This is a genomic window from Mitsuaria sp. RG, assembly GCF_028369275.1.
GTDB classification, from domain to species: Bacteria; Pseudomonadota; Gammaproteobacteria; order Pseudomonadales; family Pseudomonadaceae; genus Aquipseudomonas; species Aquipseudomonas peradeniyensis.
This window is the reverse complement of record NZ_JAQMYQ010000046.1, coordinates 1-24,931: the sequence shown is the minus strand read 5'-3', so window position 1 is coordinate 24,931 and position 24,931 is coordinate 1. Positions and strand designations below refer to the sequence as shown.

Annotated in this window: 24 protein-coding genes; 20 read left to right on the top strand and 4 right to left on the bottom strand. The window is 63.5% G+C overall.

Going from position 1 to position 24,931, the window contains the following annotated elements:
• Window positions 1–44: 44 nt before the first annotated feature.
• Complete coding sequence (gene rne / locus POF53_RS21235; protein ID WP_498969292.1) at window positions 45–3,290, bottom strand: ribonuclease E; 3,246 nt, start codon at window positions 3,288–3,290, stop codon at window positions 45–47.
• Between the two features lie 796 nt (window positions 3,291–4,086).
• On the opposite strand from rne, the gene rluC reads away from it, so the two are divergent.
• From rluC to POF53_RS21220, 3 genes are read left to right on the top strand one after another with little or no spacing between them, the layout of a single operon-like run.
• Window positions 4,087–5,040, top strand: a complete 954-nt coding sequence (gene rluC, locus POF53_RS21230) for a 23S rRNA pseudouridine(955/2504/2580) synthase RluC (RefSeq protein ID WP_203647551.1) — start codon at window positions 4,087–4,089, stop codon at window positions 5,038–5,040.
• Window positions 5,041–5,043: 3 nt separating this feature from the next.
• On the top strand, window positions 5,044–5,724 hold the full coding sequence (locus POF53_RS21225) for an HAD family hydrolase (protein WP_232857561.1): 681 nt from the start codon (window positions 5,044–5,046) through the stop codon (window positions 5,722–5,724).
• A 2-nt stretch (window positions 5,725–5,726) separates the two neighbouring features.
• The gene (locus tag POF53_RS21220; protein WP_232857560.1) at window positions 5,727–6,713 is read left to right on the top strand and encodes a S49 family peptidase; all 987 of its coding nucleotides are present in this window, start codon (window positions 5,727–5,729) and stop codon (window positions 6,711–6,713) included.
• A 190-nt stretch (window positions 6,714–6,903) separates the two neighbouring features.
• Here POF53_RS21220 and POF53_RS21215 read toward each other — a convergent pair whose 3' ends face one another.
• Window positions 6,904–7,482 (bottom strand): Maf family protein, encoded by a 579-nt coding sequence (locus POF53_RS21215; protein ID WP_232857558.1) that lies wholly within the window; start codon window positions 7,480–7,482, stop codon window positions 6,904–6,906.
• Between the two features lie 96 nt (window positions 7,483–7,578).
• Between POF53_RS21215 and POF53_RS21210 the strand changes: the two genes are divergently transcribed.
• The 11 genes from POF53_RS21210 (at window position 7,579) to POF53_RS21160 (ending at window position 17,475) form a co-directional block, all read left to right on the top strand.
• Window positions 7,579–8,106, top strand: coding sequence for a YceD family protein (locus POF53_RS21210; RefSeq protein ID WP_023630499.1), 528 nt, complete (start codon window positions 7,579–7,581; stop codon window positions 8,104–8,106).
• Window positions 8,107–8,119: 13 nt separating this feature from the next.
• Window positions 8,120–8,302 carry a 50S ribosomal protein L32 gene (rpmF, locus tag POF53_RS21205; RefSeq protein ID WP_028690987.1) on the top strand — a complete coding sequence of 61 codons (183 nt, stop codon included), beginning with the start codon at window positions 8,120–8,122 and terminating at the stop codon, window positions 8,300–8,302.
• A 3-nt stretch (window positions 8,303–8,305) separates the two neighbouring features.
• Window positions 8,306–9,316, top strand: a complete 1,011-nt coding sequence (gene plsX, locus POF53_RS21200; protein WP_498969288.1) for a phosphate acyltransferase PlsX — start codon at window positions 8,306–8,308, stop codon at window positions 9,314–9,316.
• A 187-nt stretch (window positions 9,317–9,503) separates the two neighbouring features.
• Entirely contained in the window at window positions 9,504–10,442 is a 939-nt protein-coding gene (gene fabD, locus POF53_RS21195; RefSeq protein WP_498969286.1) for an ACP S-malonyltransferase, read from the top strand.
• Window positions 10,443–10,458: 16 nt separating this feature from the next.
• The gene (fabG, locus tag POF53_RS21190; RefSeq protein ID WP_498969284.1) at window positions 10,459–11,199 is read left to right on the top strand and encodes a 3-oxoacyl-ACP reductase FabG; all 741 of its coding nucleotides are present in this window, start codon (window positions 10,459–10,461) and stop codon (window positions 11,197–11,199) included.
• Between the two features lie 204 nt (window positions 11,200–11,403).
• Complete coding sequence (gene acpP / locus POF53_RS21185; RefSeq protein WP_028690990.1) at window positions 11,404–11,640, top strand: acyl carrier protein; 237 nt, start codon at window positions 11,404–11,406, stop codon at window positions 11,638–11,640.
• Between the two features lie 162 nt (window positions 11,641–11,802).
• Window positions 11,803–13,047, top strand: coding sequence for a beta-ketoacyl-ACP synthase II (fabF, locus tag POF53_RS21180; RefSeq protein WP_050704704.1), 1,245 nt, complete (start codon window positions 11,803–11,805; stop codon window positions 13,045–13,047).
• Entirely contained in the window at window positions 13,047–13,862 is an 816-nt protein-coding gene (gene pabC, locus POF53_RS21175; RefSeq protein ID WP_203647545.1) for an aminodeoxychorismate lyase, read from the top strand. The genes fabF and pabC overlap by 1 nt, the downstream gene beginning before the upstream one ends.
• Before the next feature lie 4 nt (window positions 13,863–13,866).
• Window positions 13,867–14,991 carry an endolytic transglycosylase MltG gene (gene mltG / locus POF53_RS21170; RefSeq protein WP_498969281.1) on the top strand — a complete coding sequence of 375 codons (1,125 nt, stop codon included), beginning with the start codon at window positions 13,867–13,869 and terminating at the stop codon, window positions 14,989–14,991.
• 228 nt (window positions 14,992–15,219) lie between these two features.
• A complete protein-coding gene (locus POF53_RS21165) occupies window positions 15,220–16,578 on the top strand; it encodes an AAA family ATPase (RefSeq protein WP_232857552.1) in 1,359 nt (452 codons plus the stop codon).
• Complete coding sequence (locus POF53_RS21160; protein WP_498969279.1) at window positions 16,579–17,475, top strand: HNH endonuclease; 897 nt, start codon at window positions 16,579–16,581, stop codon at window positions 17,473–17,475.
• Here the strand turns inward: POF53_RS21160 and POF53_RS21155 are convergent.
• Window positions 17,423–18,247, bottom strand: coding sequence for a deoxynucleotide monophosphate kinase family protein (locus tag POF53_RS21155; RefSeq protein ID WP_232857549.1), 825 nt, complete (start codon window positions 18,245–18,247; stop codon window positions 17,423–17,425). The two genes, POF53_RS21160 and POF53_RS21155, sit on opposite strands and share 53 nt — an antisense overlap.
• Window positions 18,248–18,384: 137 nt before the next feature.
• Here POF53_RS21155 and POF53_RS21150 point away from each other — a divergent pair, with 137 nt between their 5' ends.
• On the top strand, window positions 18,385–19,371 hold the full coding sequence (locus POF53_RS21150; RefSeq protein WP_232857543.1) for a DNA polymerase III subunit delta': 987 nt from the start codon (window positions 18,385–18,387) through the stop codon (window positions 19,369–19,371).
• A gap of 33 nt (window positions 19,372–19,404) precedes the next feature.
• Window positions 19,405–20,187 carry a TatD family hydrolase gene (locus tag POF53_RS21145; RefSeq protein WP_186716172.1) on the top strand — a complete coding sequence of 261 codons (783 nt, stop codon included), beginning with the start codon at window positions 19,405–19,407 and terminating at the stop codon, window positions 20,185–20,187.
• Between the two features lie 344 nt (window positions 20,188–20,531).
• Here the strand turns inward: POF53_RS21145 and POF53_RS21140 are convergent, their stop codons facing one another.
• Entirely contained in the window at window positions 20,532–21,665 is a 1,134-nt protein-coding gene (locus tag POF53_RS21140; RefSeq protein ID WP_498969275.1) for an aminotransferase class V-fold PLP-dependent enzyme, read from the bottom strand.
• 74 nt (window positions 21,666–21,739) lie between these two features.
• Between POF53_RS21140 and POF53_RS21135 the strand changes: the two genes are divergently transcribed.
• The 4 genes from POF53_RS21135 (at window position 21,740) to POF53_RS21120 (ending at window position 24,717) form a co-directional block, all read left to right on the top strand.
• Window positions 21,740–22,375 (top strand): TetR/AcrR family transcriptional regulator, encoded by a 636-nt coding sequence (locus POF53_RS21135; protein ID WP_011532895.1) that lies wholly within the window; start codon window positions 21,740–21,742, stop codon window positions 22,373–22,375.
• A 129-nt stretch (window positions 22,376–22,504) separates the two neighbouring features.
• Complete coding sequence (locus POF53_RS21130) at window positions 22,505–23,473, top strand: GTP 3',8-cyclase MoaA (protein ID WP_498969273.1); 969 nt, start codon at window positions 22,505–22,507, stop codon at window positions 23,471–23,473.
• Between the two features lie 66 nt (window positions 23,474–23,539).
• The gene (locus POF53_RS21125; RefSeq protein ID WP_050704713.1) at window positions 23,540–24,145 is read left to right on the top strand and encodes a DUF4823 domain-containing protein; all 606 of its coding nucleotides are present in this window, start codon (window positions 23,540–23,542) and stop codon (window positions 24,143–24,145) included.
• Between the two features lie 11 nt (window positions 24,146–24,156).
• Complete coding sequence (locus tag POF53_RS21120) at window positions 24,157–24,717, top strand: DUF1285 domain-containing protein (protein WP_203647539.1); 561 nt, start codon at window positions 24,157–24,159, stop codon at window positions 24,715–24,717.
• The last annotated feature ends 214 nt before the right edge of the window (window positions 24,718–24,931 follow it).

The window sequence follows — 24,931 nt, the reverse complement described above, 5'->3', positions numbered from 1 at the left end:
CCGCCAGTTCGCACTGGCGGGGCTTTTTCATTCAGCCGAGGCTATCAACCGTGATGAGGCTTGTGCTCGTCAGCGGTTTCCAGGGCTTCGGCCGGGGCAGCGGCGGCCAGGGCAGCGGCGGCTGCTTCGGCTTCACGCTTGCGGCGACGCACTTCACGCGGGTCGTTCGGCGCACGGCCGTTCGACAGCATGATGGTGGACGGCTCGACTGGCGCTTCTTCGGCAACCACGGCTGGCGCAGGCTCGGCCACCGGGGCTTCGACTACTTCAGGCTGGGCTTCGACGGCTTCGACCACCGGAGCAGGCTGCTCGGCGACTGGCGCCTGGGCTTCGACCACTTCGGCAACCGGTGCCTTCTCGATCTCGCCCGCTTCCACCACAGGGGCTTCCACGACCGCTGCAGGCTCGACGGCTGCCTCGACAACGGCGGCGGCCGGCTGCTCGGCGGCGGCTTCTTCAACCACTGGCTGCGGCGCCACTTCAACTACAGGCTCGATGCTTGGCTCGGCGGCGACCACAGGCTCGCTGACAGGCTGCTCGACCACCGGGGCGATGGCGACCTGCTCGGCCACGACTTCGGTGATTTCCACCTGGGTCTCGGCGACAGCGGCGCTGGCGCGTTCGGCCTGCTGGTTGGCTTCGGCCTCGGCGTCAGCGCTGATGTTGCTGGTGGCGACAGCGGCGATGACGGCAGTGCCGGCGGCCAGTTCGGCACCCAGCTCGGTGGCCTGGTGCTGTTGTGGCTGCTCTTCGCCGGCGTCTTCGTCGCTGCCTTCGATCAGCTCGCCATTGGCGTTGCGCTGGCGCTCACGACGGTTGCTGCGACGACGCTGGCCACGGGAACGACGGCGCGGACGCTCGCCATCGGCACCTTCCTGCTCGTCCTGCAGCAGCTCTTCGTTCGGCAGTTCTTCCTCGGCGAGCTCGGCAACCTGTTCGGCGGCTTGCACCTCAGGGCGCAGCTGGCGCTCTTCGCGTGGAGCGCGTTCCTCCCGTGGGGCACGCTCTTCGCGAGGGGTACGTTCTTCACGTGGAGCGCGTTCTTCGCGAGGGGCACGTTCTTCACGTGGAGCACGCTCTTCGCGAGGGGCGCGTTCTTCACGTGGAGCGCGTTCTTCGCGAGGGGCACGTTCTTCACGTGGAGCACGTTCTTCACGTGGAGCACGTTCTTCACGTGGTGCGCGCTCTTCACGGGCTACGCGTTCTTCGCGTGGCGCACGCTCTTCACGCGGGGCGCGTTCTTCGCGGGCAACCGGCGCGGCGTCCAGCGGCTCGCGCAGTTCGCGCACACGCTCTTCGCGGTTGCCGCGGCGGTCTTCACGCGGCTGGCGCGGTTGACGCTCTTCACGTGGCGCGCGTTCTTCACGCGGGGCACGCTCTTCGCGAGGCTGACGCTCTTCACGCGGGGCGCGCTCGCCGCGCTCTTCGCGTGGCTTGCGGTCTTCTTCGCGACGGCCGTTGCGGTTGCGGCTCTGCTGGCGACCGTTGCGACGCTCTTCATTGCGTGGCGAGCGCTCGGTGGCTGGCTTCTCGGTGGCGGCGGCCGGTGCGGCGGCGGGCTCTTCCTTGCCGGCGAACAGGCTGACCAGCGACTTGACCAGGCCCTTGAACAGGCTCGGCTCGGCGGCGGCAGGGGCAGCGACCGGCGCGGCAGGGGCAGGCTGTTCTTCAACGGTGGCCGGAACCGGTGCGTTGGCACGGGCCGGCGCGGTCTTGACCGCGGCTTCCTGGCGCACCAGGGTGCGGGTGGCGGTCGGCTGCGGCGCTTCTTCGGTCTCGGCCGAGGCGATCTCGTAGCTGGACTGGTTGGTCAGCACGTCCGGGTTGTCGTCGCGCAGGCGCTGGACTTCGAAGTGCGGGGTTTCCAGGTGATCGTTCGGCAGGATGATGATGCGTGCGCGAGTACGCAGTTCGATCTTGGTGATCGAGTTGCGTTTCTCGTTGAGCAGGAAGGCGGCCACCGGGATCGGCACCTGGGCGCGCACTTCGGCGGTGCGGTCCTTCAGCGCTTCTTCCTCGATCAGGCGCAGGATCGCCAGCGACAGCGACTCGACGTCACGGATGATGCCGGTGCCGGAGCAGCGCGGGCAGACGATGCCACTGCTTTCGCCCAGCGATGGACGCAGGCGCTGACGGGACATCTCCAGCAGGCCGAAGCGCGAGATGCGGCCCACCTGCACACGGGCGCGGTCGGCCTCGAGGCATTCGCGCACGCGTTCTTCGACGGCGCGCTGGTTCTTGGCCGGGGTCATGTCGATGAAGTCGATGACGATCAGGCCGCCGATGTCACGCAGGCGCAGCTGGCGGGCGATCTCTTCGGCCGCTTCCAGGTTGGTCTGCAGGGCGGTTTCTTCGATGTCGCTGCCTTTGGTGGCGCGCGCCGAGTTGATGTCGATGGACACCAGGGCTTCGGTCGGGTCGATGACGATCGAGCCGCCGGACGGCAGGTCGACCACGCGCTGGAAGGCGGTTTCGATCTGGCTTTCGATCTGGAAGCGGTTGAACAGCGGCACGCTGTCTTCGTACAGCTTGACCTTGCTGGCGTACTGCGGCATCACCTGGCGGATGAAGGTCAGGGCTTCTTCCTGGGCGTCGATGCTGTCGATCAGCACTTCGCCGATGTCCTGGCGCAGGTAGTCGCGGATGGCGCGGATGATGACGTTGCTTTCCTGGTAGATCAGGAACGGCGCGGCGCGGTCTTGCGAGGCTTCCTTGATGGCGGTCCACAGCTGCAGCAGGTAGTCGAGGTCCCACTGCATTTCTTCGCTGCTGCGGCCCAGGCCCGCGGTGCGCACGATCAGACCCATGTCGCCCGGAACGGTCAGGCCGTTCAGCGCTTCGCGCAGTTCGTTGCGCTCTTCGCCTTCGATGCGGCGGGAGATGCCACCGGCGCGCGGGTTGTTGGGCATCAGCACCAGGTAGCGGCCGGCCAGGCTGATGAAGGTGGTCAGGGCGGCGCCTTTGTTGCCGCGCTCTTCCTTCTCGACCTGGACGATGACTTCCTGGCCTTCGCTCAGGACTTCCTTGATGTTGACCCGGCCTTCAGGGGCTTTCTTGAAGTATTCGCGGGAGATTTCCTTCAGCGGCAGGAAGCCGTGACGGTCGGAGCCGAAGTCGACGAAGGCGGCTTCGAGGCTGGGCTCGATCCGGGTGATCTTGCCTTTGTAGATGTTGGCCTTTTTCTGCTCACGGGCGCCGGACTCGATGTCCAGGTCGTAGAGACGTTGGCCGTCCACCAGGGCTACACGCAACTCTTCGGGCTGAGTTGCGTTAATCAGCATTCTTTTCATGTTGTACCGTCGGTTTCCGGGCTGCCGGAAACGGCGTGCGGCACACACGACTTCTCAGGGTCGGTGCCAAGGTGCGCAAAGGGTGGCGGGCCACCCCCGTGTCTGGCGACGTTCGGCACCAGCCGGTTGCCCAGCCTGCCGTTGTCGCGACGACGCGTCCTGTTTTGCGGTGCCAAAAGACCTGTCGAGCTTTTCGAAGGTTATCCGAATCAATCGAGCGGGCCTGGTGCACTCAGTCAGGAGGAGGAATCAACCGGTCGGCCGTGGACGCCACTAGGGCGTCTGTTGAGGACCTTGTCCGCTCATCGCCCGTTGAGTGGGGCGCTGGGGCGGGTTCGGTGCCACACGGTCCGAGGGCTGTGCATCTCCACCCTGCACGTATCCCTTGAAAATTCGGTGCTGCCGCGCGCTGAATCCGCAACGGGTTGCATTTTTCGCCAGCCCGGTTCCGGGCTGGCGCCATAACATATCCAAGGCAGGTATTTCCGAGGCATTCGCCCAAATGCGCGGAAACGACGGTGGCGGGCAGAGGTACGGCGAAAATAAGCGGGTAAGCAGGTGAAACACCGCACTTGTCGTTTTTTTTCGGTCTTCTCTACACAGCGCTGGTGGCGATTCCAGGCATTTAGTTAAACTGGCGAACGCTCCGTAGGACGGCCTCGCGTCCTCGGGAATTGCGATGGTCAGGGCCGGCGTAGAGCCTGGTGCCGCTGGCCTGCCGCTTTTGGCGGCGTTCGCGACTATAGCAGCAATGATTAAGTGCTTCAATTCCATAAAAAATTGTTATGATCCCGCCATGACGACCAATACCCCCCCGACTTCCGGCGTTCAGCTGATCGAAGTCCCGCCGGAGCTTGCCGGCCAGCGCATCGACAATTTCCTCATCACGGCCCTCAAGGGCGTGCCCAAGACCTTGGTCTACCGCATCCTGCGCAAGGGTGAGGTGCGGGTCAACAAGGGCCGGATCAAGCCCGAGTACAAGCTGCAGGCCGGCGATATCGTGCGCGTGCCGCCGGTACGCCTGCCCGAGCGCGACGAGCCGGCACCGGTGGCCCAGGGGCTGCTGCAGCGCCTTGAAGCCGCCATTGTCTACGAGGACAAGGCGCTGATCGTGATGAACAAGCCGGCCGGCATCGCCGTGCACGGCGGCAGCGGCCTGAGCTTCGGCGTGATCGAGGCGCTGCGCCAGTTGCGCCCGGACGCCAAGGAGCTGGAGCTGGTGCATCGCCTGGACCGAGACACCTCGGGCCTGTTGATGATCGCCAAGAAGCGCAGCATGCTGCGCCACCTGCACGCCGCCCTGCGCGGTGATGGCGTCGACAAACGCTACATGGCGCTGGTGCGCGGCCACTGGCCGACCTCGAAGAAGCAGGTCAACGCGCCGCTGCAGAAGAGCAACCTGCGCTCCGGCGAGCGCATGGTCGAGGTCAATGACGAGGGCAAGGATGCGCTGACGATGTTCCGCGTGCTGCGGCGCTTCGGCGAGTTCGCCACCATTGTCGAGGCGCGGCCGATCACCGGGCGTACCCACCAGATCCGCGTGCATACCCTGCATGCCGGGCATATGATCGCCGGCGACAGCAAGTACGGCGATGAAGACTTCAGTCGCGAGATCCGCGAGCTGGGCGGCAAGCGCCTGTTCCTGCATGCCTACCAGCTGACCGTGCCGCTGCCCGACGGTGGCGAGCTCAAGCTCGAGGCGCCGGTGGACGAGATGTGGGCCAAGACCATCGAGCGGCTGGCGTCCTGATCCATGAATAAAAGTTATGACCTGCTGATCTTTGACTGGGACGGCACCCTGGCCGATTCCATTGGGCGCATCGTCGAGGCCATGAACGTGGCCGCCGGGCGTGCCGGCGAGGTCGCCAGCAGCGACGAGGCGGTCAAGGGCATCATCGGCCTGGCGCTGGGGGAGGCGATCGCCACCCTGTACCCGCACCTCGATGCACCGCAGGTCGAGGCGTTCCGTCAGCACTACGCCGACGTGTACATGGCGCTGGACCAGCAGCCGTCGCCGTTGTTCGACGGCGTGGTCGAGTCGCTGGAAGCGTTCCGTGCCGAGGGGTATCGTCTGGCGGTGGCCACCGGCAAGGCGCGACGCGGCCTGGATCGGGTGCTCAAGGCCAATGGCTGGGAAGGTTATTTCGATATCACCCGGGCGGCCGACGAAACCCGTGGCAAGCCGCATCCGCTGATGCTCGAAGAAATTCTCGCCCATTGCCGGGTCGAACCTGGACGGGCGCTGATGGTCGGAGATTCGGCGTTCGACCTGCAGATGGCCAGCAATGCCGGCATGCATTCGGTTGCCGTGGGCTACGGCGCCATGTCGCTGCAGGCCCTGGCCGAATTCGGTCCGCAAGTGTGCATCGAGCATTTTTCCCAGTTGCGCGAATGGCTGGCCGAGCCTGCGCAGATCAATTTCCAAGGTAGGTGAGCATGACTGACGAATGGAAGGCGCCCGAGCCGGACGAAACCGGCGAGGAGCGCAAGAGCTGGAAGCTGCTGGAGAAGACCTTGCTGGCCGGCGTCCAGGAGCAGCGCCGGGCGCGGCGCTGGGGGATCTTCTTCAAGCTGCTGACCTTCGTTTACCTGTTCGGCATCCTGTTCCTGTTCACGCCGTTGATGGATGTGGACAAGGCGGCCTCGCGCAGCGGCAACCATACCGCGCTGGTTGAGGTGCGCGGGGTGATTGCCGACCAGGAGCCGGCCAGTGCCGACAATATCGTCAAGAGCCTGCGCGAGGCGTTCAAGGATCCGAAGACCAAGGCCGTGGTCATGCGCATCAACAGCCCGGGCGGCAGTCCGGTGCAGTCGGGCTACGTGTATGACGAGATCCGTCGCCTGCGCGCCGAGTACCCGGCCATCAAGCTGTATGCGGTGATCGCCGACCTGGGCGCGTCCGGCGCCTACTACATCGCCAGCGCCGCCGACGAGATCTATGCCGACAAGGCCAGCCTGGTCGGCTCCATTGGTGTCACCGCGGCCGGTTATGGCTTCGTCGGGACCATGGACAAGCTGGGGGTGGAGCGTCGTACCTATACGGCTGGCGAGCATAAGGCGTTCCTCGATCCGTTCTCGCCACAGAAACCCGAGGAGACCGCGTTCTGGCAGGGTGTGCTGGACACCACTCATCGCCAGTTTATCGCCATGGTCAAGCAGGGGCGGGGCGAGCGTTTGAAGGACAAGGAGCATCCGGAGCTGTTCAGCGGGCTGATCTGGTCCGGCGAGCAGGCCAAGGTGCTGGGGCTGGTGGATGGGCTGGGCAGTGCCAGCTATGTCGCCCGCGACATCGTGGGTGAGAAGGAGTTGGTTGACTTCACCGTTCAGGAGTCGCCGTTCGATCGCTTCTCCAAGCGCATCGGTGCCAGCGTGGCTGAGCGCCTGGCGCTGTACATGGGCTTCCAGGGGCCTTCGCTGCGTTGAGCTGAAGGTTCATCGTCGTGGATCGGTCCAAGATGCAGGGGTCGCTTTGCGACCCTTTCGCGGCACAAGGCCGCTCCTACAGGGGTCACGCTCGTCTGTAGGAGCGGCCTTGTGCCGCGAAAGGGCTGCAAAGCAGCCCCGGCAATTCCAAGTCAGGCGCTAATTTTTAATGCCTTGAGAGGGCTGGTGCTCAGGGCACCCGCACACCTTCCTTGTGCAGCATGTCCACCAGTCTAATCAGAGGCAGCCCGATCAGGCTCGTGGCATCGCAGCCATGGGTGCTCTGGAACAGGCTGACCCCCAATCCCTCCGCCTTGAAGCTGCCGGCGCAGTCCAGCGGCTGCTCGGCCGTCACATAGCGCTCCACGCGCTCCCGATCCAGCTCGCGCATCGTCACGGTAAACGGCACGCAATCGACCTGGCAGTGGCCTGTGGCGCTGTTCAGCAGCGCCAGCCCGGTGAGGAAGGTGACCTGCTGCCCGCTGGCCTCCAGCAACTGCTCGCAGGCGCGTTCGAAGGTGTGGGGCTTGCCGAGGATCTGCTCGCCCAGCACCGCCACCTGGTCGGAACCAATGATCAGGTGGTCGGGGTGGCTGGCGGCCAGGGCTTCGGCCTTCTGTCGGGCCAGGCGGCGGACCAGCTCGACGGCGGGCTCGTCATCGAGGCGCCGTTCGTCAAGGTCGGGGCTCGCCCAGGTGAAGGGCAGGCGCAGGCGGGTGAGCAGTTCGCGGCGGTACGCAGAGCTGGAAGCCAGTAACAAGGGAAGCATGGTAGACTCCTGGGCAATTACCCCGAATTCTAACATGCGAGATGGCACCTAATTTCCTTTGACAGGGAGGGGGTGCATCCCTAGAATGCTGCGCCTATGTTGAATGACCCGATTCCACCTCACGTTGACCCGCGCAAATTGGCTGATCGTGGCGTAACCCTCGAAGGTTCGCTGCAACTCGCTGATTTGGAAAGACTCTGCGACCCGCTTTCCGACAATGTCGGTACGGTGCAGGCGAAGTTCGATTTTGAACGAGATGAACAGCACGTGGTGGTTATCCACAGCGCGCTGGATGTCGAAGTCAAGATGGTTTGCCAGCGTTGTCTTGAGCTGGTCACCCTGCCGATCCACAGCGAATGTACATACGCCGTGGTGAAGGAGGGTGCGAACACCCAGTCGTTGCCGAAAGGCTATGACGTGCTGGAACTGGGCGAAGATCCTTTGGATCTGCAGGCGTTGGTCGAGGAAGAGCTGTTGCTCGCCCTGCCGATCGTGCCTGCTCATCATCCGGAAGAATGCCAGCAGCCGGCGGGACTCGATGAGCCCGAGCCGAGCAAGGACGAGGTATCGCGGTCCAACCCGTTCAGTGTATTGGCGCAGTTAAAGCGTGACCCAAACGTTTAGGAGTTAATCAATTATGGCTGTTCAGCAGAACAAAAAATCCCGCTCTGCCCGTGACATGCGCCGTTCGCACGACGCCCTGTCGGCAGAAGCTCTGTCGGTAGAGAAGAGCACCGGTGAAGTACACCTGCGTCACCACGTATCGCCAGAAGGCGTATACCGTGGTCGCAAAGTGATCGACAAGGGCGCCGACGAGTAATCCTTGTCCGCTCAGATCATCGCGATCGACGCAATGGGCGGGGACTTCGGTCCCCGCAACATTGTCCAGGCTAGCATTGCCTGCCTTTCGGCTACCCCCTCGCTGCACCTGACCCTCGTCGGTCAACCCTCCCTCCTTGAAGATCTGCTCAGCGGCCTTGCGGCTGCGGATCGCGCGCGCCTGCAGATTGTCGCGGCCAGCGAAGTGATCGGCATGGACGAGCGGCCATCGCAGGCGTTGCGGGGCAAGCCGGACTCGTCGATGCGCGTCGCCCTCGAACTGGTGCGTGATGGCAAGGCCCAGGCCTGCGTGAGTGCCGGCAATACCGGTGCGCTCATGGCCCTGTCGCGCCTGGTGCTCAAGACCCTGCCTGGTATCGATCGCCCGGCGATGGTGGCGGCGATTCCGACCCAGGCCGGCTACTGCCAGCTGCTCGACCTCGGCGCCAATGTCGATTGCAGCGCGGAAAACCTCTACCAGTTCGCCGTGATGGGCTCGGTGGCCGCGCAGGCCCTGGGCGTGCAGCGGCCGCGGGTGGCGCTGCTCAATATCGGCACCGAGGACATCAAGGGCAACCAGCAGGTCAAGCTGGCCGCCAGTCTGCTGCAGAACGCCCGGGGCCTGAACTACATCGGCTTCGTCGAGGGCGACGGGCTGTACCGTGGCGAGGCGGACGTGGTGGTGTGCGACGGTTTCGTCGGCAATATCCTGCTCAAGTCCAGCGAAGGCCTGGCAACCATGATCGGTGCGCGCATCGAGGCGTTGTTCCGTGGCGGGCTGCTGGCGCGGGCGGCGGGGGCCATGGCCATGCCGTTGCTCAAGCGCCTGCAGGCCGACCTGGCGCCGGCGCGACACAATGGCGCAAGCTTCCTGGGGTTGCAGGGCATCGTCATCAAGAGTCATGGCTCGGCGGGCGTGCAGGGGTTGCAGAGTGCGATCCAGCGCGCGCTGATCGAGATCCAGGAGAACCTGCCGCAGCGCCTGCATGGGCGCCTCGAAGACCTGTTGCCCTGAGTGGCGTGGGAGCGGGCTTGCCCCGCGATGAGGCCATGACTGGAAATACAAAGCCTTTGGGCATGTCGCCCATGAAGTGCTTAAATGTGACCGCTTGGTCCGCCGCTCCATCCAAGCTTTCAGATTGCGCGCCCGGCCCACGGCCCGGCGCACCCTATCCGACGACAAGATCATAAGGGCTTGTTCAATGTCTGCATCCCTCGCATTCGTCTTTCCTGGTCAAGGTTCCCAGTCGCTGGGCATGCTCAAAGAGCTGGGCGCCGAAAAACCGGTAATCGTCGAGACCTTCAAGGAAGCGTCCGAGGCCCTGGGCTATGACCTGTGGAAACTGGTCCAGGAAGGCCCGGAAGAACAACTCAACCAGACCGACAAGACCCAGCCGGCCATCCTGACCGCCTCGATCGCCCTGTGGCGTCTGTGGCTGGAAGAGGGTGGCGCGCAGCCTGCGTTTGTCTCCGGTCACAGCCTGGGTGAATACAGCGCCCTGGTCGCCGCTGGCAGCCTGTCGCTCAAAGACGCCGTGCGTCTTGTCGAGCGCCGCGGTCAGCTGATGCAGGAAGCCGTGCCGGCCGGTCACGGCGCCATGGCCGCGATCCTCGGCCTGGACGACGCGGTGGTGGTCGAGATCTGCGCCAAGGCCGCCGAAGACCAAGTGGTCAGCGCGGTGAACTTTAACTCCCCTGGCCAGGTGGTCATCGCCGGCAACAAGGCGGCGGTGGATCGCGCCATGGAGCTGTGCAAAGAAGTCGGTGCCAAGCGCGCCCTGCCGCTGGCGGTCAGCGTGCCGTCGCACTGCGCGCTGATGAAACCGGCCGCCGAGCGTTTCGCCGAGTCGGTCAACGCCATCGAATGGAAGGCCCCGCAGATCCCGGTGGTGCAGAACGTCACCGCCGCCATCGCCGCTGACCTCGACGCTCTCAAGCACGATCTGCTGGCGCAGCTTTACCAGCCGGTACGCTGGGTAGAGTGCGTGCAGGCCCTGGCCGAGCGCGGTGCGGTGAACCTGGTCGAATGCGGCCCGGGCAAGGTCCTGGCCGGCCTGAACAAGCGTTGCGCCGACGGCGTGACCACCTACAACCTCAACACCCCAGACGCCGTCGCCGCCACCCGTGCGGCGCTGGCCTGAATTCGGAGAAGCTTGCATGAGCCTGCAAGGTAAAATTGCACTGGTCACCGGCGCCAGCCGTGGTATCGGCCAGGCCATCGCCCTCGAGCTGGGCCGCCAGGGCGCGACCGTGATCGGTACCGCCACCACCGCTTCCGGCGCCGAGCGCATTGCCGCCACCCTGAAAGAGCACGGCATCAACGGTACCGGCCTGGAGCTGAACGTCACCAGCGCCGAGTCCGTGGAGGCGGTGCTGGGCGCCATCGGCGAGCAGTTCGGCGCACCGGCCATCCTGGTCAACAACGCCGGCATCACCCGCGACAACCTGATGCTGCGGATGAAGGACGACGAGTGGTTCGACGTGATCGACACCAACCTCAACAGCCTCTACCGTCTGTCCAAGGGCGTGCTGCGCGGCATGACCAAGGCCCGCTGGGGTCGTATCATCAGCATCGGCTCGGTGGTGGGTGCCATGGGCAACGCCGGCCAGGCCAACTACGCCGCCGCCAAGGCTGGCCTGGAAGGCTTCAGCCGTGCCCTGGCCCGTGAAGTGGGCTCGCGTGGCATCACCGTCAACTCGGTGACCCCGGGCTTCATCGACACCGACATGACCCGCGAACTGCCCGAAGCGCAGCGCGAGGCCCTGCAGAAAGAGATTCCGCTGGGCCGCCTGGGCCAGGCCGAGGAGATCGCGAAAGTGGTTTCCTTCCTGGCTTCCGACGGCGCAGCCTATGTCACCGGCGCCACCGTGCCGGTGAACGGCGGGATGTACATGTAAAAACCGCAACTCAATGTGACGGATTGCTTCAAAAAAGAGTCATACTGCGAGCCTAAAATCCGTTATAAAGCTGCAACCAGATTCCGGGCAGAGGGCCCGGTGGCCTGGTGGAAGGCGCGTTACGCTTGAAAAGCAGGCGTCTTCCTATAAACTTGGTCACCGGCCAGCTGCCTGACATATGTCCATTAGGAGTGAAAACTAGGTATGAGCACCATCGAAGAACGCGTCAAGAAAATCGTCGCCGAGCAACTGGGCGTCAAGGAAGATGAAGTGAAGAACACCTCTTCCTTCGTTGAGGACCTGGGTGCCGATTCGCTTGACACCGTTGAGCTGGTGATGGCTCTGGAAGAGGAATTCGAGACCGAAATCCCTGACGAAGAAGCCGAGAAGATCACTACCGTTCAAGCTGCCATCGACTACGTCAACGCCCACCAGGCCTAAGACGTTTCAGTCGACGCTACTTGTCGGGAAAAACCGCACTGCCGTCGCCGGCGTGCGGTTTTTTCTTTGCAAGCCCTGCAATCAGCGGAGTCTGTTGCCAGGCCATTGGCCGCGCCAGTGCACTGGCAAGAGACTCTGTAATTTGGAAATGAGGAGAGTACTGTGTCGCGTAGACGCGTCGTGGTCACTGGTATGGGTATGCTGTCGCCACTGGGTACCGATGTACCGAGCACCTGGCAGGGCATTCTGGCTGGCCGCAGTGGCATCGGTCCGATCGAGCATACGGATCTGTCTGCCTACTCCACCCGTTTTGGCGGCTCGGTAAAGGGCTTCGAAGTCGAGCAGTACCTGTCGGCCAAGGAGGCCCGCAAGCTCGACCTGTTCATCCAGTACGGCCTGGCGGCCGGCTTCCAGGCGGTGCGCAACGCCGGCCTGGAAATCACCGACGCCAACCGCGAGCGCATCGGCGTGGCCATGGGTTCGGGCATTGGTGGGCTGACCAACATCGAAGAGACCAGCAAGACCCTGCACGAGCAAGGGCCGCGCCGGATCTCGCCGTTCTTCGTGCCGGGTTCGATCATCAACATGATCTCCGGCTTCCTGTCGATCCACCTGGGTCTGCAAGGGCCGAACTACGCGATCGCCACCGCCTGCACCACCGGTACCCATTGCATCGGCATGGCCGCGCGCAATATCGCTTACGGTGAAGCCGACGTGATGATCGCCGGTGGCGCCGAAATGGCCGCCTGCGGCCTGGGCATGGGCGGCTTCGGCGCGTCCCGCGCGTTGTCGACCCGCAACGACGAGCCGGCCCGTGCCAGCCGCCCGTGGGACAAGGGCCGTGACGGCTTCGTGCTGTCCGACGGTGCCGGCGCCCTGGTGCTCGAAGAGCTGGAGCATGCCAAGGCCCGTGGCGCCACCATCTACGCCGAGCTGGTCGGTTTCGGCATGAGCGGTGACGCCTACCACATGACCTCGCCGCCCGATTCCGGCGAAGGTGCCGCCCGCTGCATGGCCAACGCCTTGCGCGATGCCGGCATCCAGCCTGAGGACGTCAGCTACATCAACGCCCACGGCACCTCGACGCCGGCCGGCGACATTGCCGAAGTGGCCGCGATCAAGCGCGTGTTCGGCGAGCACGCCTACAAGCTGGCGGTCAGTTCGACCAAGTCGATGACCGGCCACCTGCTCGGCGCCGCCGGCGCGGTGGAGGCGATCTTCAGCGTCCTGGCGATCAACAGCCAGATGGCGCCGCCGACCATCAACCTGGACGAGCCCGACGAAGGCTGCGACCTGGACTTCGTGCCGCACCAGGCGCGCAGCATGCCGATCGACGTCGTGCTGTCCAACTCGTTCGGCTTCGGTGGCACCAACGGCTCACTGGTATTCCGTCGGTTCGCCGACTGATGCACAGCTGGATCGATGGCCAGGACGCGGCTGCGGTCAATCTGCAGAATCGTGGCCTGGCCTACGGCGATGGCCTGTTCGAGACCATTGCCGTGCGCGGCGGCAGGCCCAGCCTGCTGGCCCTGCACCTCGACCGCCTGGCGCTGGGTTGCCAGCGCCTGGCGATCGAAGCCGATCTGACGCTGGTTCGCAATGAACTGTTGCAATTCGCCCAGCTGCTGGGCGAGGGCGTCGCCAAGCTGATCCTGACCCGTGGCGACAGCCAGCGCGGCTATGCCCCGGTGGCTGGCGCTCAGGCGCGGCGCATTCTCCAGGGCAGCCCCTTGCCGGCTTATCCCGCCGAAAACGCCGAACAGGGCGTGCGCCTGTACGCCTGTCAGACGCGGCTGGCGGAACAACCGCTGCTGGCCGGGCTCAAACACCTCAACCGCCTCGAGCAGGTGCTGGCCCGTGCCGAATGGCAGGATCCGGCGTTTGCCGAAGGCTTGATGCGTGACGGCCAAGGGCGGGTGATCGAAGGGGTGTACAGCAACCTGTTCCTGGTGCGTGACGGCGTGCTGCTAACCGCCGAGCTGAGCCGTTGCGGCGTGGCCGGGGTGATGCGCGCGGCGTTGCTGGAGCAGGCGGCGTTGCTGGGCATTGCCACCCAGGTGCGGGACTTGCCGCTGGAGGCGCTGGAGCAGGCTGACGAAGTGTTCGTCTGCAACAGTGTCTACGGCATCTGGCCCGTGCGTGAATTCGCCGCGCTGAACTGGCCGGCCGGGCCGCTCACCCGTAAACTGCAGGCCGTTGCCCGTACGTTACTGGATACCTGAATTCGTGAGACGCAAATTCCTGCTGCTGCTGGAAATGAGCTTGATCCTCGCCGGCCTGGCACTGGGCTGGGCCGCCTGGAAGGTCAACTCGGTCCTGGAGCAGCCCCTGCAAGTGGCGCAGGAGCGCCTGCTCGACGTGCCCAGCGGCACGACGCCCAACCGTATGTTCTATCGCATGCAGAGCGAAGGCCTGCTCGACGATCCGCTGTGGCTGCGCCTTTACTGGCGCTTCAACATGGCGGGCACGCCGCTGCATACCGGCGAGTACCGGGTGACCCCGGGCATGACCGTGGGGCAGCTGTTCGACGCCTGGAAGCGCGGCGACGTGGTGCAGTACAACATCACCCTGGTCGAGGGCTGGACCTTCCGCCAGGTGCGTGCCGCAGTCGCGAAGCACGAAAAGCTCAAGCACACCCTCGAGGGGCTGTCCGATGCCGAAGTGATGGATAAGCTCGGCCATACCGGTGTGTTCCCCGAAGGCCGCTTCTTCCCCGACACCTATCGCTTCGTGCGCGGCATGAGTGACATCGAGCTGTTGCAGCAGGCTTATATGCGCCTGGACGAAGTGTTGGCCAAGGAATGGGCCGAGCGCAGCACCGACCTGCCGTATCGCGACCCGTACCAGGCGCTGATCATGGCCTCGCTGGTGGAGAAGGAAACCGGCATTCCCCAGGAGCGCGGGCAGATCGCCGGCGTGTTCGTGCGGCGCATGCGCCTGGGCATGATGCTGCAGACCGACCCGACCGTGATCTATGGCATGGGCGAGCGCTACAACGGCAAGATCACCCGCGCCGACCTGCGCGAGCCGACCCCCTACAACACCTACACCATGACCGGCCTGCCGCCGACGCCGATCGCCATGGTCGGGCGCGAGGCGATCCATGCCGCGCTCAACCCCAGCAACGGCTCGAGCCTGTACTTCGTCGCCCGCGGCGATGGCAGTCATGTGTTCTCCGACGACCTGGACGATCACAACAGTGCGGTGCGTGAGTTCCAGCTCAAGCGGCGGGCGGATTACCGTTCCAGCCCCGCGCCGCAGAACGCGCCTGAAGAGGCTCCGGCCGATGACGTCGCTGCACCTGCAGAGCCTGATTCCAAGTCTTCGGCGCCAGCGACGGAACAGCCCTAGGCTCTATGACAATGGCGTCGTGGCGTTCAGCGGCGGCGCGTATTGGTCCGGTTACCTCGCCACACTGCGAGGGTGTCAAGTTCTCAGGGAGAGCAGGTGCTAAAATCTTTCGCTATTTCCAATACTTCACTGAGCGCTCACGTTGATTTATACGATGAGCGTGCGTCCAGATTTGGAACCTGGATCTCTGTATTGATTGGCCAGAATGGCAGTCGTAAGAGTTTTATCTTGCGTCAGATTCTTCAAGCGGCCCTGGATGACATGGCGGCTGGCAAAAAACGCAACTCAGACTTGGCAATGCCCGGCTGGGAGGACGGTGCGCCGGCAAACGTGATCTGTATATCGGGTACTCCGCTGGATCGTTTCCCAAGGGCGCAGATGCTGATGCTCGGCAGCCAAAAAAAGCAGGGGCAGGCAAGATACCTCTACCTGGGGCAGCGCGCGGCAAACGGTATGGCCGGTATCGCCCAGAGTGAGCGAGCGCTGATGGTGGCCTTGTTCTTGAACGCCGATCAGCTCCGTGCCAGGGCTCATATATTCGAGCGGGTTTTCAATAATGTTGGGTTCGCGCCAAGAATCGACATATCCCTCAAGCTTGGAAAAGAGCTGGAGCGGCATGACAGTGACTGGGTTAATGCTCATCTCAGTGTGAGATACGTGGCAAAGGACGCCATTGAGGATTATGCCAGGAAAGCCATCGCTGACTATTGTCAGGCGGCCCCTGTGGAGCGCCACAGTCCCCGGCTACAAGCGGTACTCAATAAGGTCAGCGGTTTTGATTTTACTATCAATGGTATTTTCAAACTCCTGGATTGGTTCGATCACGCCCCTCCTTGCCTGGTGTTCGAAAAGGGTGAAATTCGCCTTGCTTCGCCGGTTTGGAAGGACTGGGGTATTGATGAACTGGAGGTTTTCGTACGCGCAGGCCTTATCGAAGTGTCCCGGACACGATTCTTCAAGCAGAGCCATCACTCGGAGAGCGCTCGCCAAGGGCAGGGTATGCTCGAGCTTCCGGGCGATCATCTCAGTTCTGGCCAATGGAGCTGGCTCGCGGGACTGGTCGGGTTGGCGGCACACATCACCGACAGCAGCCTGGTGTTGATCGACGAGCCTGAGAATAGCCTGCACCCTCTTTGGCAACAGCAGTACATCACCACGCTGAACGCTGTCATGAGAGAGTTCCGGGGGGCGCAGGCCATGGTGGTGACTCATTCGCCTATTATTGCCTCTGGTGTCGAACCTGGCTGCGGGCAAGTTCAGGCGCTGATCGACCTTGGTGTGAACGAGGCGGGTCAGCAGCTCATCGAGTCCAGAAGTGTGCCAGACACCTACGGGTGGAGAGCATCTGATGTCTACGAGGCCGCGTTCGATGTGCCATCGTCGCGGGCACCCTTTTTCACCCTCACTGCAGATGTTGCGCTGGCACTCATTCGCGAAGACAAGCGGATGAGCGTTGCAGAAAATCGGCTGTTTCAGGAAGAGCTTACCCAGTGTCTGGCCTCGCTACCGCCGGTCGATCCGCTGCGGACCGTCTTGAGCCAACTGCTTGATGAGTTGCGCAAGCGCACCGGGCATGGAGTTGGGTGAATGTTTGAAACTATCACGCTCACTGACGAAGATGAGCCACTGTTGGCGTCGATCCGGGCGTATTCAGGAAACGTGTGGTCGACACCCCATGAGTTGAAGGCATACCGCAGCCGGCTGCTGAAGCTTCAGAATTACCGCTGCGCTTATTGCCAGCTCGCGATCGAGGCGGATGAGGTCGGGCATCGAGAACTGGATCATATATTGCCCAAACTGGGTACGAAGAACTGTACGGATGAAAACGGCAGAAGCAATGAGTATGCACGGCGTCAGCACACGTATGGCTACTCGCAGTTCACCTATGAACCACTGAATATGGTGGTGATCTGCAAGATCTGCAACTCGTACAAGAAGAGCTTCGACCCTTTGCGTGACCGGACGAATGTCTACACCAGTGACACCTATCCTGACCCTGCTGCCATACAGTGGTTTTACCCATACACCCAGCGTTATTCCGGCCATATCAGTCGAAGCGAGAATTGGACTTACACACAACGTTCCCCAGAGGGCGATTACGTTATCCGGGTTTGCCGGCTCGATCAGGCTGAGGGCCTGAGCTCCAGGGCTGCAGTGCGTGCCTTGATCAAGGCACGGCAGGCTGGAAGCCTTAGAGACGCTGTGATGGATCTGGCCGGGGATGTCCGGGCGCAGCGGTGCAGCTTTGATCATGCGGTCAGTGCCGTCGAGTTGGCAGTTGATATCGATCGTCCGGTAGCGAATGAGCTGATCCAGCTCTGGGTGGAATTTCGCGCCAAAGGCACCATGCTGCTGGCTGAAAAAGCAGAAGCGCTATTGGTGGCCCTTGTTGCTGATGAGGATATCGATACCGACGACGCGGCTGGCATCCTCAAGGTATTGACTTGCTGCACAGAGGCTGCGACATCTTCCACGCGCTCATGACCCGTTCGGCTAGCACATCAATTGTCTGGTCGTTGTCGATCAGAATGTCTTGCGGTTGTATCTCGATGCCTGACTCTGAGCTGTGAGGGTTTACCCGTTGCGGATTTGGGCGCCTGATGTGCCAGATCCTGCCATTGTGTTGGCGCAGGTAAGCTGCTTCGTTCTCGTAGCGAATATCTTTGATGATGATGGTGTGGGCCTCATCCGGGAGCGATGAGAGGGGGCGTGAGAGTGCCACCGTCGAAGCTGCCCGTCGAACTGCATAGTCGCTGTACAGCGCCAATGCTCTGGCGCTGAGAAACTCCACAGCGCTGCGTGGTGTGATCGACCAGTAAGGATCGATCTGCCCGCTCAGCCGTTCGTCCCAGAGCTGCGCATCACTAAAACCGAAGAAGGCTTGGGCTGCCAGTCTGAACGGGGCCTGCGTCGCGTTCAGGTCGACGACAAAACCGTCATCGGTCGCCCGACCGGCAGGTGGGTTGATGGCCAACTCTGCGCGCATCAGCCAATGGTCGGCAGTGCGTTCGCGCATCCACTCGGTGCCCACTTGCTGGAACAGTTCTCGTGGCGAACGTTGCCACAGTGCAATGGGCTGCTCTTTAAGATCATCCGACCACGTCTGCTCGTCGCTTAACCCCCATAGCGCCTGGCAACCCATTTTCAAGGGGTCTGCCAGTGCGTATGCCGCGACACCTGGTTGCTTGAGCAGTACGGCGGCAACGGTGTCTTTCCCTGATCGGGCGGGGGCGGCCAGGCCGATGATTGTCCTCACGAGGTCTCCAGTATGTTTGGGCAGGGAGAAACGCTAGAATGCGCGATTTAGCGGCGATTTTAGTTTGCCTGGTGAAATGATTGCAAAACCTCGCGCCTGTTTGCACAGGTATGGTCGAGATTCAAAGAGAGGTCCGCATGGCTGAAGCCTACCCCTGGCAGCAGGCGCTCTGGCAGCAATTGGCCGGGCGCGCCCAGCATGCCCATGCCTACTTGCTGCACGGGCCCCAGGGCATCGGCAAGCGCGCACTGGCCGAGCGCCTGATGGCGCGGCTGCTGTGCCAGCAGCCGCAGGGCCTGGATGCTTGCGGCCAATGCAAGTCGTGCCTGTTGCTCAAGGCCGGCAGCCACCCGGACAACTTCGTACTGGAGCCGGAAGAGGCCGACAAGCCGATCAAGATCGACCAGGTGCGTGATCTGGTGTCATTCGTGGTGCAGACCGCCCAGCAGGGCGGGCGCAAGGTGGTGCTGATCGAGCCGGTGGAGGCGATGAACATCAATGCCTCCAACGCCCTGCTCAAGAGTCTGGAGGAGCCCTCCGGCGATACCGTGCTACTGCTGGTCAGCCACCAGCCCAGCCGCCTGCTGCCGACCATCAAGAGCCGCTGCCAGCAGGTTGCCTGCCCGCAGCCGAGCCTGGAGCAGAGCCGCGCCTGGCTGGCCGCCGCCCTTGCCGACAGTGGCGAGGAGGAGCGCGAGGAGCTGCTGACCCTGGCCGCCGGTTCGCCGCTGATGGCCGTGAGCCTGCAGGCCCAGGGCGTGCGCGAGCAGCGGGCGCTGGTGACCGAGGGGGTGAAGAAGCTGCTCAAGCAGCAGCAGTCGCCCAGCCAACTGGCCGAGGCCTGGAACAGCGTGCCGTTGCTGTTGCTGTTCGACTGGTTCTGCGACTGGTCGCACCTGATCCTGCGCTACCAGTTGACCCAGGATGAGGAAGGACTAGGCTTGGCCGACATGCGCAAGGTGCTGCAGTACCTGGCGCAGAAGAGCCGCCAGGGCAAGGTGCTGGAGGTCCAGGCGTGGATCCTCGAGCAGCGCCAGAAGGTGCTGGGCAAGGCCAACCTCAACCGTGTACTGCTGCTCGAAGCCTTGCTCGCCCATTGGGTGCAGCTGCCGGGCATGCGCTGATTTCCACCGTTCATTCATGTGTGTCGTGTTCCCATGCTCGTAGATTCCCATTGCCACCTCGACCGTCTCGACCTGAGCGCCCACCAGGGCTCCCTCGACGCCGCCCTGCAGGCGGCCCGTGAGCGCGGGGTAGGGCACTTCCTGTGCATCGGCGTGAGCGCCGAGAACGCCGGCGCGGTCAAGGCGCTAAGCGAGCGCTACGCCGACGTGGACTGCTCGGTGGGCGTGCACCCGCTCGACCTGGCGCCCGGGGAAACGCCGGCCCTGGAGTGGCTGTTGCGCGAACTGGCCCACCCCCATGTGGTGGCCATTGGCGAGACCGGGCTGGACTACCACTACGAGCCAGAGGCCGCCGAACTGCAGCAGGCCTCGTTCCGCCTGCACCTGGAGGCTTCGCGGCAGACCGGCAAGCCGGTCATCGTGCACACCCGGGCGGCCCGCGAGGACACCCTGGCGCTGCTGCGCGAGGCCAACCTGCCCCAGGCCGGGGTGCTGCACTGCTTCACCGAGGACTGGCCGATGGCCAAGGCCGCGCTCGACCTGGGCTACTACATTTCGCTGTCCGGCATCGTCACCTTCCGCAATGCCGACGCCTTGCGCGAGGTGGCCCGGCAGGTGCCGGTGGATCGCCTGCTGGTGGAGACCGACTCGCCGTACCTGGCGCCGATCCCGCACCGCGGCAAGCCGAACCTGCCGCAGTACGTGCGGGAAGTGGCCGAGTATGTGGCGTCGTTGCGTGGGGTGAGCTACGAGCAGTTGGCCGAGCAGACGACCAGCAACTTCAAGCGACTGTTCCCGCTGGCAAGGGTAATCTGAGGTCGCCGTGCTGACGCTATCGCGGGGCAAGCCCGCTCCCACGTAATGATCGAACTCGTGGGAGCGGGCTTGCCCCGCGATAGCATTGGCCCAGGCAAATCTGAAGCCGCCTCCCCATGCACCCCGAACCGGGCAAAAAAAACCCGGGTTCTGGGGGGGGAATCCGGGTTAAGACCATTAGGAGTAAAACAAAGGCACACGCTCCCTGGGTACCTTTATCGGCGCGCCACTTGGGGGTATGCGTCGCGCCAACACTTCAAGTATTGGCCAGGATTGGCGCCCCGCCAGCGGTGATTGATCGTTTTTTAAACAGATTTGGAATACGTCCGCAGCCCCTTGCGCGTTCAATGCATGGCGATCTGCCGGACCTGTCGCAGTACGTCGTCGATCAGGTTGGGGTCGGTATAGAAATGTGGGGAAAACCGCACCCCGGGGCCGCGTACGGCGCAAATAACCCCGCTATCGCTCAGGGCACGATAAATGTCGGCGTTGGCCTGGCCATCCAGGCTGAAACTGACGATGCCGGCCCGCCGCGAAGGATCAATCGGGCTGTGCAACTGCGCCCCGGGGATGGCAGTGAGCCCTTGATGCAGCTGCTCGACCCGCTGCTCCAGCTGTTCGGCGACCACCGTCATGCCGACATCCTCCAGCAGCGACAGGCTGGCCTCCAGCGCGCAGGCGCCGAGCATGTTCGGGCTGCCGCACTCGAAGCGCCGTGCGCTGCGGGCCGGCTGCCACTGGCGGCGCTCGAAGTCGCCAAGGTGCTCCAACATATGCCAGCCATAGGCATGCAGCCTCAACTGCCGGCGTAGGTCGCTGCGGCAATAGAACACCCCCAGCCCCTCGGGGCCGAGCATCCACTTGTGGCCGTCGGCCATGGCGAAGTCGCATTGGTAGTGCTGCACATCGAAGGGCAGGGCGCCGACCTGCTGGATCGCGTCGACGCAGAACAGCACGCCGCGTTGGCGACAGGCGGCGCCCAGGCGTGCCAGGTCCAGGCGCAGGCCGCTGGCGAACTGCACGGCGCTGACCGACAGCAAGCGCGTTCGCGGGCCGCAGGCGGCGAGCAGTGCCGCTTCCGGATCGGCGACGGCCAGGCCTGCCTCGACCACTTCGACCCCGCGATCAGCCAGGGCCTGCCAGACCACGCGGTTGGAGGGGAACTCCTCGTCGCTGATGACGACCTGGTCGCCGGGCCGCCAGTCGAGGCCGAAGGCCACCAGCGACAGCGCCTGGGAGGTGTTGCCCACCAGGGCGATGTCGCCGGTGCTGGGCGCATTCAGCAGGCGTGCCAGGCGCTCGCGCAGGCGGCGCTCGGTGGCCAGCCAGGCCGGATACTCGCGGGCGCCCAGACGCACGTTTTCCTGGGCGAAGCGCGCCACGGCCTCGGCGGTCCGCCGCGGCCAGGGGGCGATCGCCGCGTGATTCAGGTAGCACAGGCCCGGCGCCTGCTCGAACTCATCAAGAAACACAGACATGGTTGGAAGATCCGTGCAATTTGCCGCCAGTTAGGCATAATAATCCGCTTCGATTGTCATCCCAGTCCTTCTTTATGCAGAAAGAACCTCGCAAGGTCCGTGAGTTTCGCCGTCGCGAACAAGAGATCCTCGACACGGCGCTCAAGCTGTTTCTCGAACAAGGTGAAGACAGCGTCACCGTCGAGATGATCGCCGACGCCGTGGGTATCGGCAAAGGCACGATCTACAAGCACTTCAAGTCCAAGGCGGAGATCTACCTGCGCCTGATGCTCGACTACGAGCGCGACCTGAATGAGCTGTTGCATTCGGCCGACGTCGACCGTGACAAGGAAGCCCTGTCGCGTGCCTACTTCGAGTTCCGCATGCGCGACCCGCAGCGCTACCGGCTGTTCGACCGCCTGGAAGAGAAGGTGGTCAAGGGCAACCAGGTGCCGGAAATGGTCGAGCAGCTGCACAGCATCCGCGCCTCCAACTTTGATCGCCTCACCCAGTTGATCAAGGGGCGCATCAGCGAGGGCAAGCTCGAGGACGTGCCGCCGTACTTCCACTACTGCGCCGCCTGGGCGCTGGTCCATGGCGCGGTGGCGCTGTACCACTCGCCGTTCTGGAGCAATGTGCTCGAGGATCAGGAAGGTTTCTTCCAGTTCCTCATGGACATCGGCGTGCGCATGGGCAACAAGCGCAAGCGCGATCCGGAAGCCGCGAACTAAAGCCGTTCAAGCAGCGCCCACCGCACATCCGGCGGGCGCCTTCGCTCAAGGCTTCGCCGGGAAGGCTTGCAAAAACCTGATTTTTGAGTCAGGTTTTGCTCGCCAGAATCTTCCACGCCGGAGTCATCCATGATCGTCGATCGTCAAGGCAGGCGCTTTCGCAACCTGCGCGTCAGCCTGACTGCTGCCTGCAACTATGCCTGCACCTACTGCGTGCCCGATGGCAAGCGCCTGGTGGCGGCGCAGGACGAGCTCACGGCGGATGCCCTGGCCCGGGGCGTGGCCTACCTGGTGGAGGCGGCCGGGGTCGAACGGCTGCGCATCACCGGCGGCGAGCCGCTGGTCAGTCCGCGACTGGAAGCCTTTCTCGGCGCGGTGGCGGGCCTGGGGCTGGAAGACATCAGCCTGACCACCAACGGCCAGCTGCTCACCCGCAAGCTGCCGCTGCTGCGCGACGCCGGCATCCGCCGGCTCAACGTTTCCCTCGACACCCTCGACGCCAGTACCTTTCGCGGGATCGCCCGGGGTGGCGACCTGGCCAGCGTCTTGGCGGGCATGGCGCAGGCCAGCGCCGCGGGCATGGCGATCAAGGTCAACATGGTGCCCATGCGCGGGCAGAACCTCGATCAGGTGCTGCCTTTGCTCGACTACTGCCTCGAACGCGGCTACGAGCTGCGCTTCATCGAGCTGATGCGCATGGGCCACCTGGCGCGCGACGGCAATGCTTTCCTGCAGCAGTTCGTCGGCCTTGAGCAACTGCTGGCGTTGATCGGTCAGTCACACAGCTATGAGCAGGCGCCGCGCCCGCTGGATGCCACGGCCCTGCGCTACCGCATTCCCGGCAAGGGCCATTTCGGCGTGATCGCCAACGAGAGCGTGCCGTTCTGCCGCACCTGTTCGCGCCTGCGCCTGTCGTCCACCGGCTGGCTGCATGGCTGCCTGTCGTCGAGTAACCGTCACTTTGTCGGCGACCTGCTCGACAAGCCCCGTCATCAGGCGCTTCCGGCGCTGCAGCGGCTGCTGGTGAAGGCCCTGGCGGACAAGCAGGATGTGGCGTTTTCCGGCGATGTGATGGTGATGAAGGTGATCGGCGGCTGACTCTGGCGCAAAAGCTGCATCCCGCGGCTATTCGCCGGTTTTTCGTCACCGGTTTCTGGAGGAAAGATGCGTAGCCTGGTCTTGCTGCTGGCGCTGATGGCGTTGGGCGGCTGCATGAATGTCAGCGATATGGGCGAGGGCGTCCGTTACCACATGAGTGATGCGGGCCTGCTGGACCACAGCGACACCACCCGTACCCTGTCGATCCGTCTGCAGCCGGACTCGTTCATCTTCATCGGCCAGGGCGCCTTCGTGCCGCCGGGCAAGGGGCCGGTGCCGCAGCAGAACGCGGTGGCCGAGGAGGCCTTCAAGAGCTTCGTCGAGTACTTCCCGCTGGTGCGTCGCGCCCAGGGCCCGCTGGGTCTGGAAGACGCGATCGCCGAGGCCCGCGCGGTGGGTGCCGACTATGTGTTGTACACCCGTTTCGCCCGCACCGACGACCGTATCGGCAACGGTGACGAGTGGTATGACGAGCAGGCTGTCGATCGCCTGGGCTGGGACCGTGGCGTGGTGCAGATGATGCTGATCGAGACCAGCACCCGCTACCTGATCGACACCGCGCGCATCAAGAGCCGCGGCGGTTTGTTGACGTTCCACGACAACACGCCACAGGATTTGCTTGCCGCGCCGATGCGCGAGTACGCTCGTAGTCTTCTGGGCATGAGCAACTGAGCGAGCGCGTCATGAGCGATTCCGGCAAGGCCAACGATCTGCTGGCGCAGATCCCCGCGCACAAGGGGCTGCCCCCGGTGCACCTGTGGAACCCGGACTTCTGCGGTGACATCGACATGCGGATCGCCCGGAACGGGACCTGGTACTACCTGGGGACGCCGATCGGGCGCAAGCCGATGGTGCGGTTGTTCTCCACCATCATTCGGCGTGACGGGGACGATTACTTCCTGGTCACGCCGGTGGAGAAGGTCGGGATCCGGGTCGATGATGCGCCATTTGTTGCCGTGCTGCTGGATGTCGAGGGCAGTGGGGAGCAGCAGGTGTTGCGGTTTACCAGCAATGTCGACGATCAGGTCGAGGCTGGGCCTGAGAATCCCCTGCGGGTTGAGCTTGATCCGGTTACCCAGGAGCCTTCTCCGTATGTGCTGATGCGCAGCAACCTCGAGGCGTTGATTCATCGCAATGTGTTCTATCAGTTGGTGGAACTGGCGGTGGCGCGGGAGATTGATGGGGAAGTTTGGCTTGGAGTTTGGAGTCGGGGTGAGTTCTATCCGATTGGGCGTAGTATATAATAACTGTTTCTGAATCCCCGTTTCATTACAGATACAACAGCCCAGCAATCAACTCATATTTCTTGATCTTGATCTTGATCTTGATCTTGATCTTGATCTTGATCTTGATCTTGATCTTGATCTTGCTTCTAAGCGCGCGATAGTTCAGGCACCGCCAATTGCGACTTCAGGAGGCCGAGCGGAGTTCTTGCGGAGGGAGGTGACGGCCATGGAT

Excerpts from the sequence above, each read along its gene's own strand:
- POF53_RS21140 (WP_498969275.1), bottom strand. The coding sequence starts at position 21,665 with ATGTCTGTGTTTCTTGATGAGTTCGAGCAGGCGCCGGGCCTGTGCTAC.
- fabD (WP_498969286.1), top strand. The coding sequence starts at position 9,504 with ATGTCTGCATCCCTCGCATTCGTCTTTCCTGGTCAAGGTTCCCAGTCG.
- POF53_RS21220 (WP_232857560.1), top strand. The coding sequence starts at position 5,727 with ATGACTGACGAATGGAAGGCGCCCGAGCCGGACGAAACCGGCGAGGAG.
- POF53_RS21225 (WP_232857561.1), top strand. The coding sequence starts at position 5,044 with ATGAATAAAAGTTATGACCTGCTGATCTTTGACTGGGACGGCACCCTG.
- rne (WP_498969292.1), bottom strand. The coding sequence starts at position 3,290 with ATGAAAAGAATGCTGATTAACGCAACTCAGCCCGAAGAGTTGCGTGTA.
- pabC (WP_203647545.1), top strand. The coding sequence starts at position 13,047 with ATGCACAGCTGGATCGATGGCCAGGACGCGGCTGCGGTCAATCTGCAG.
- rluC (WP_203647551.1), top strand. The coding sequence starts at position 4,087 with ATGACGACCAATACCCCCCCGACTTCCGGCGTTCAGCTGATCGAAGTC.
- POF53_RS21125 (WP_050704713.1), top strand. The coding sequence starts at position 23,540 with ATGCGTAGCCTGGTCTTGCTGCTGGCGCTGATGGCGTTGGGCGGCTGC.
- rpmF (WP_028690987.1), top strand. The coding sequence starts at position 8,120 with ATGGCTGTTCAGCAGAACAAAAAATCCCGCTCTGCCCGTGACATGCGC.
- POF53_RS21130 (WP_498969273.1), top strand. The coding sequence starts at position 22,505 with ATGATCGTCGATCGTCAAGGCAGGCGCTTTCGCAACCTGCGCGTCAGC.
- fabG (WP_498969284.1), top strand. The coding sequence starts at position 10,459 with ATGAGCCTGCAAGGTAAAATTGCACTGGTCACCGGCGCCAGCCGTGGT.
- POF53_RS21145 (WP_186716172.1), top strand. The coding sequence starts at position 19,405 with ATGCTCGTAGATTCCCATTGCCACCTCGACCGTCTCGACCTGAGCGCC.
- POF53_RS21120 (WP_203647539.1), top strand. The coding sequence starts at position 24,157 with ATGAGCGATTCCGGCAAGGCCAACGATCTGCTGGCGCAGATCCCCGCG.
- POF53_RS21135 (WP_011532895.1), top strand. The coding sequence starts at position 21,740 with ATGCAGAAAGAACCTCGCAAGGTCCGTGAGTTTCGCCGTCGCGAACAA.
- POF53_RS21215 (WP_232857558.1), bottom strand. The coding sequence starts at position 7,482 with ATGCTTCCCTTGTTACTGGCTTCCAGCTCTGCGTACCGCCGCGAACTG.
- POF53_RS21150 (WP_232857543.1), top strand. The coding sequence starts at position 18,385 with ATGGCTGAAGCCTACCCCTGGCAGCAGGCGCTCTGGCAGCAATTGGCC.
- POF53_RS21160 (WP_498969279.1), top strand. The coding sequence starts at position 16,579 with ATGTTTGAAACTATCACGCTCACTGACGAAGATGAGCCACTGTTGGCG.
- acpP (WP_028690990.1), top strand. The coding sequence starts at position 11,404 with ATGAGCACCATCGAAGAACGCGTCAAGAAAATCGTCGCCGAGCAACTG.
- POF53_RS21210 (WP_023630499.1), top strand. The coding sequence starts at position 7,579 with ATGTTGAATGACCCGATTCCACCTCACGTTGACCCGCGCAAATTGGCT.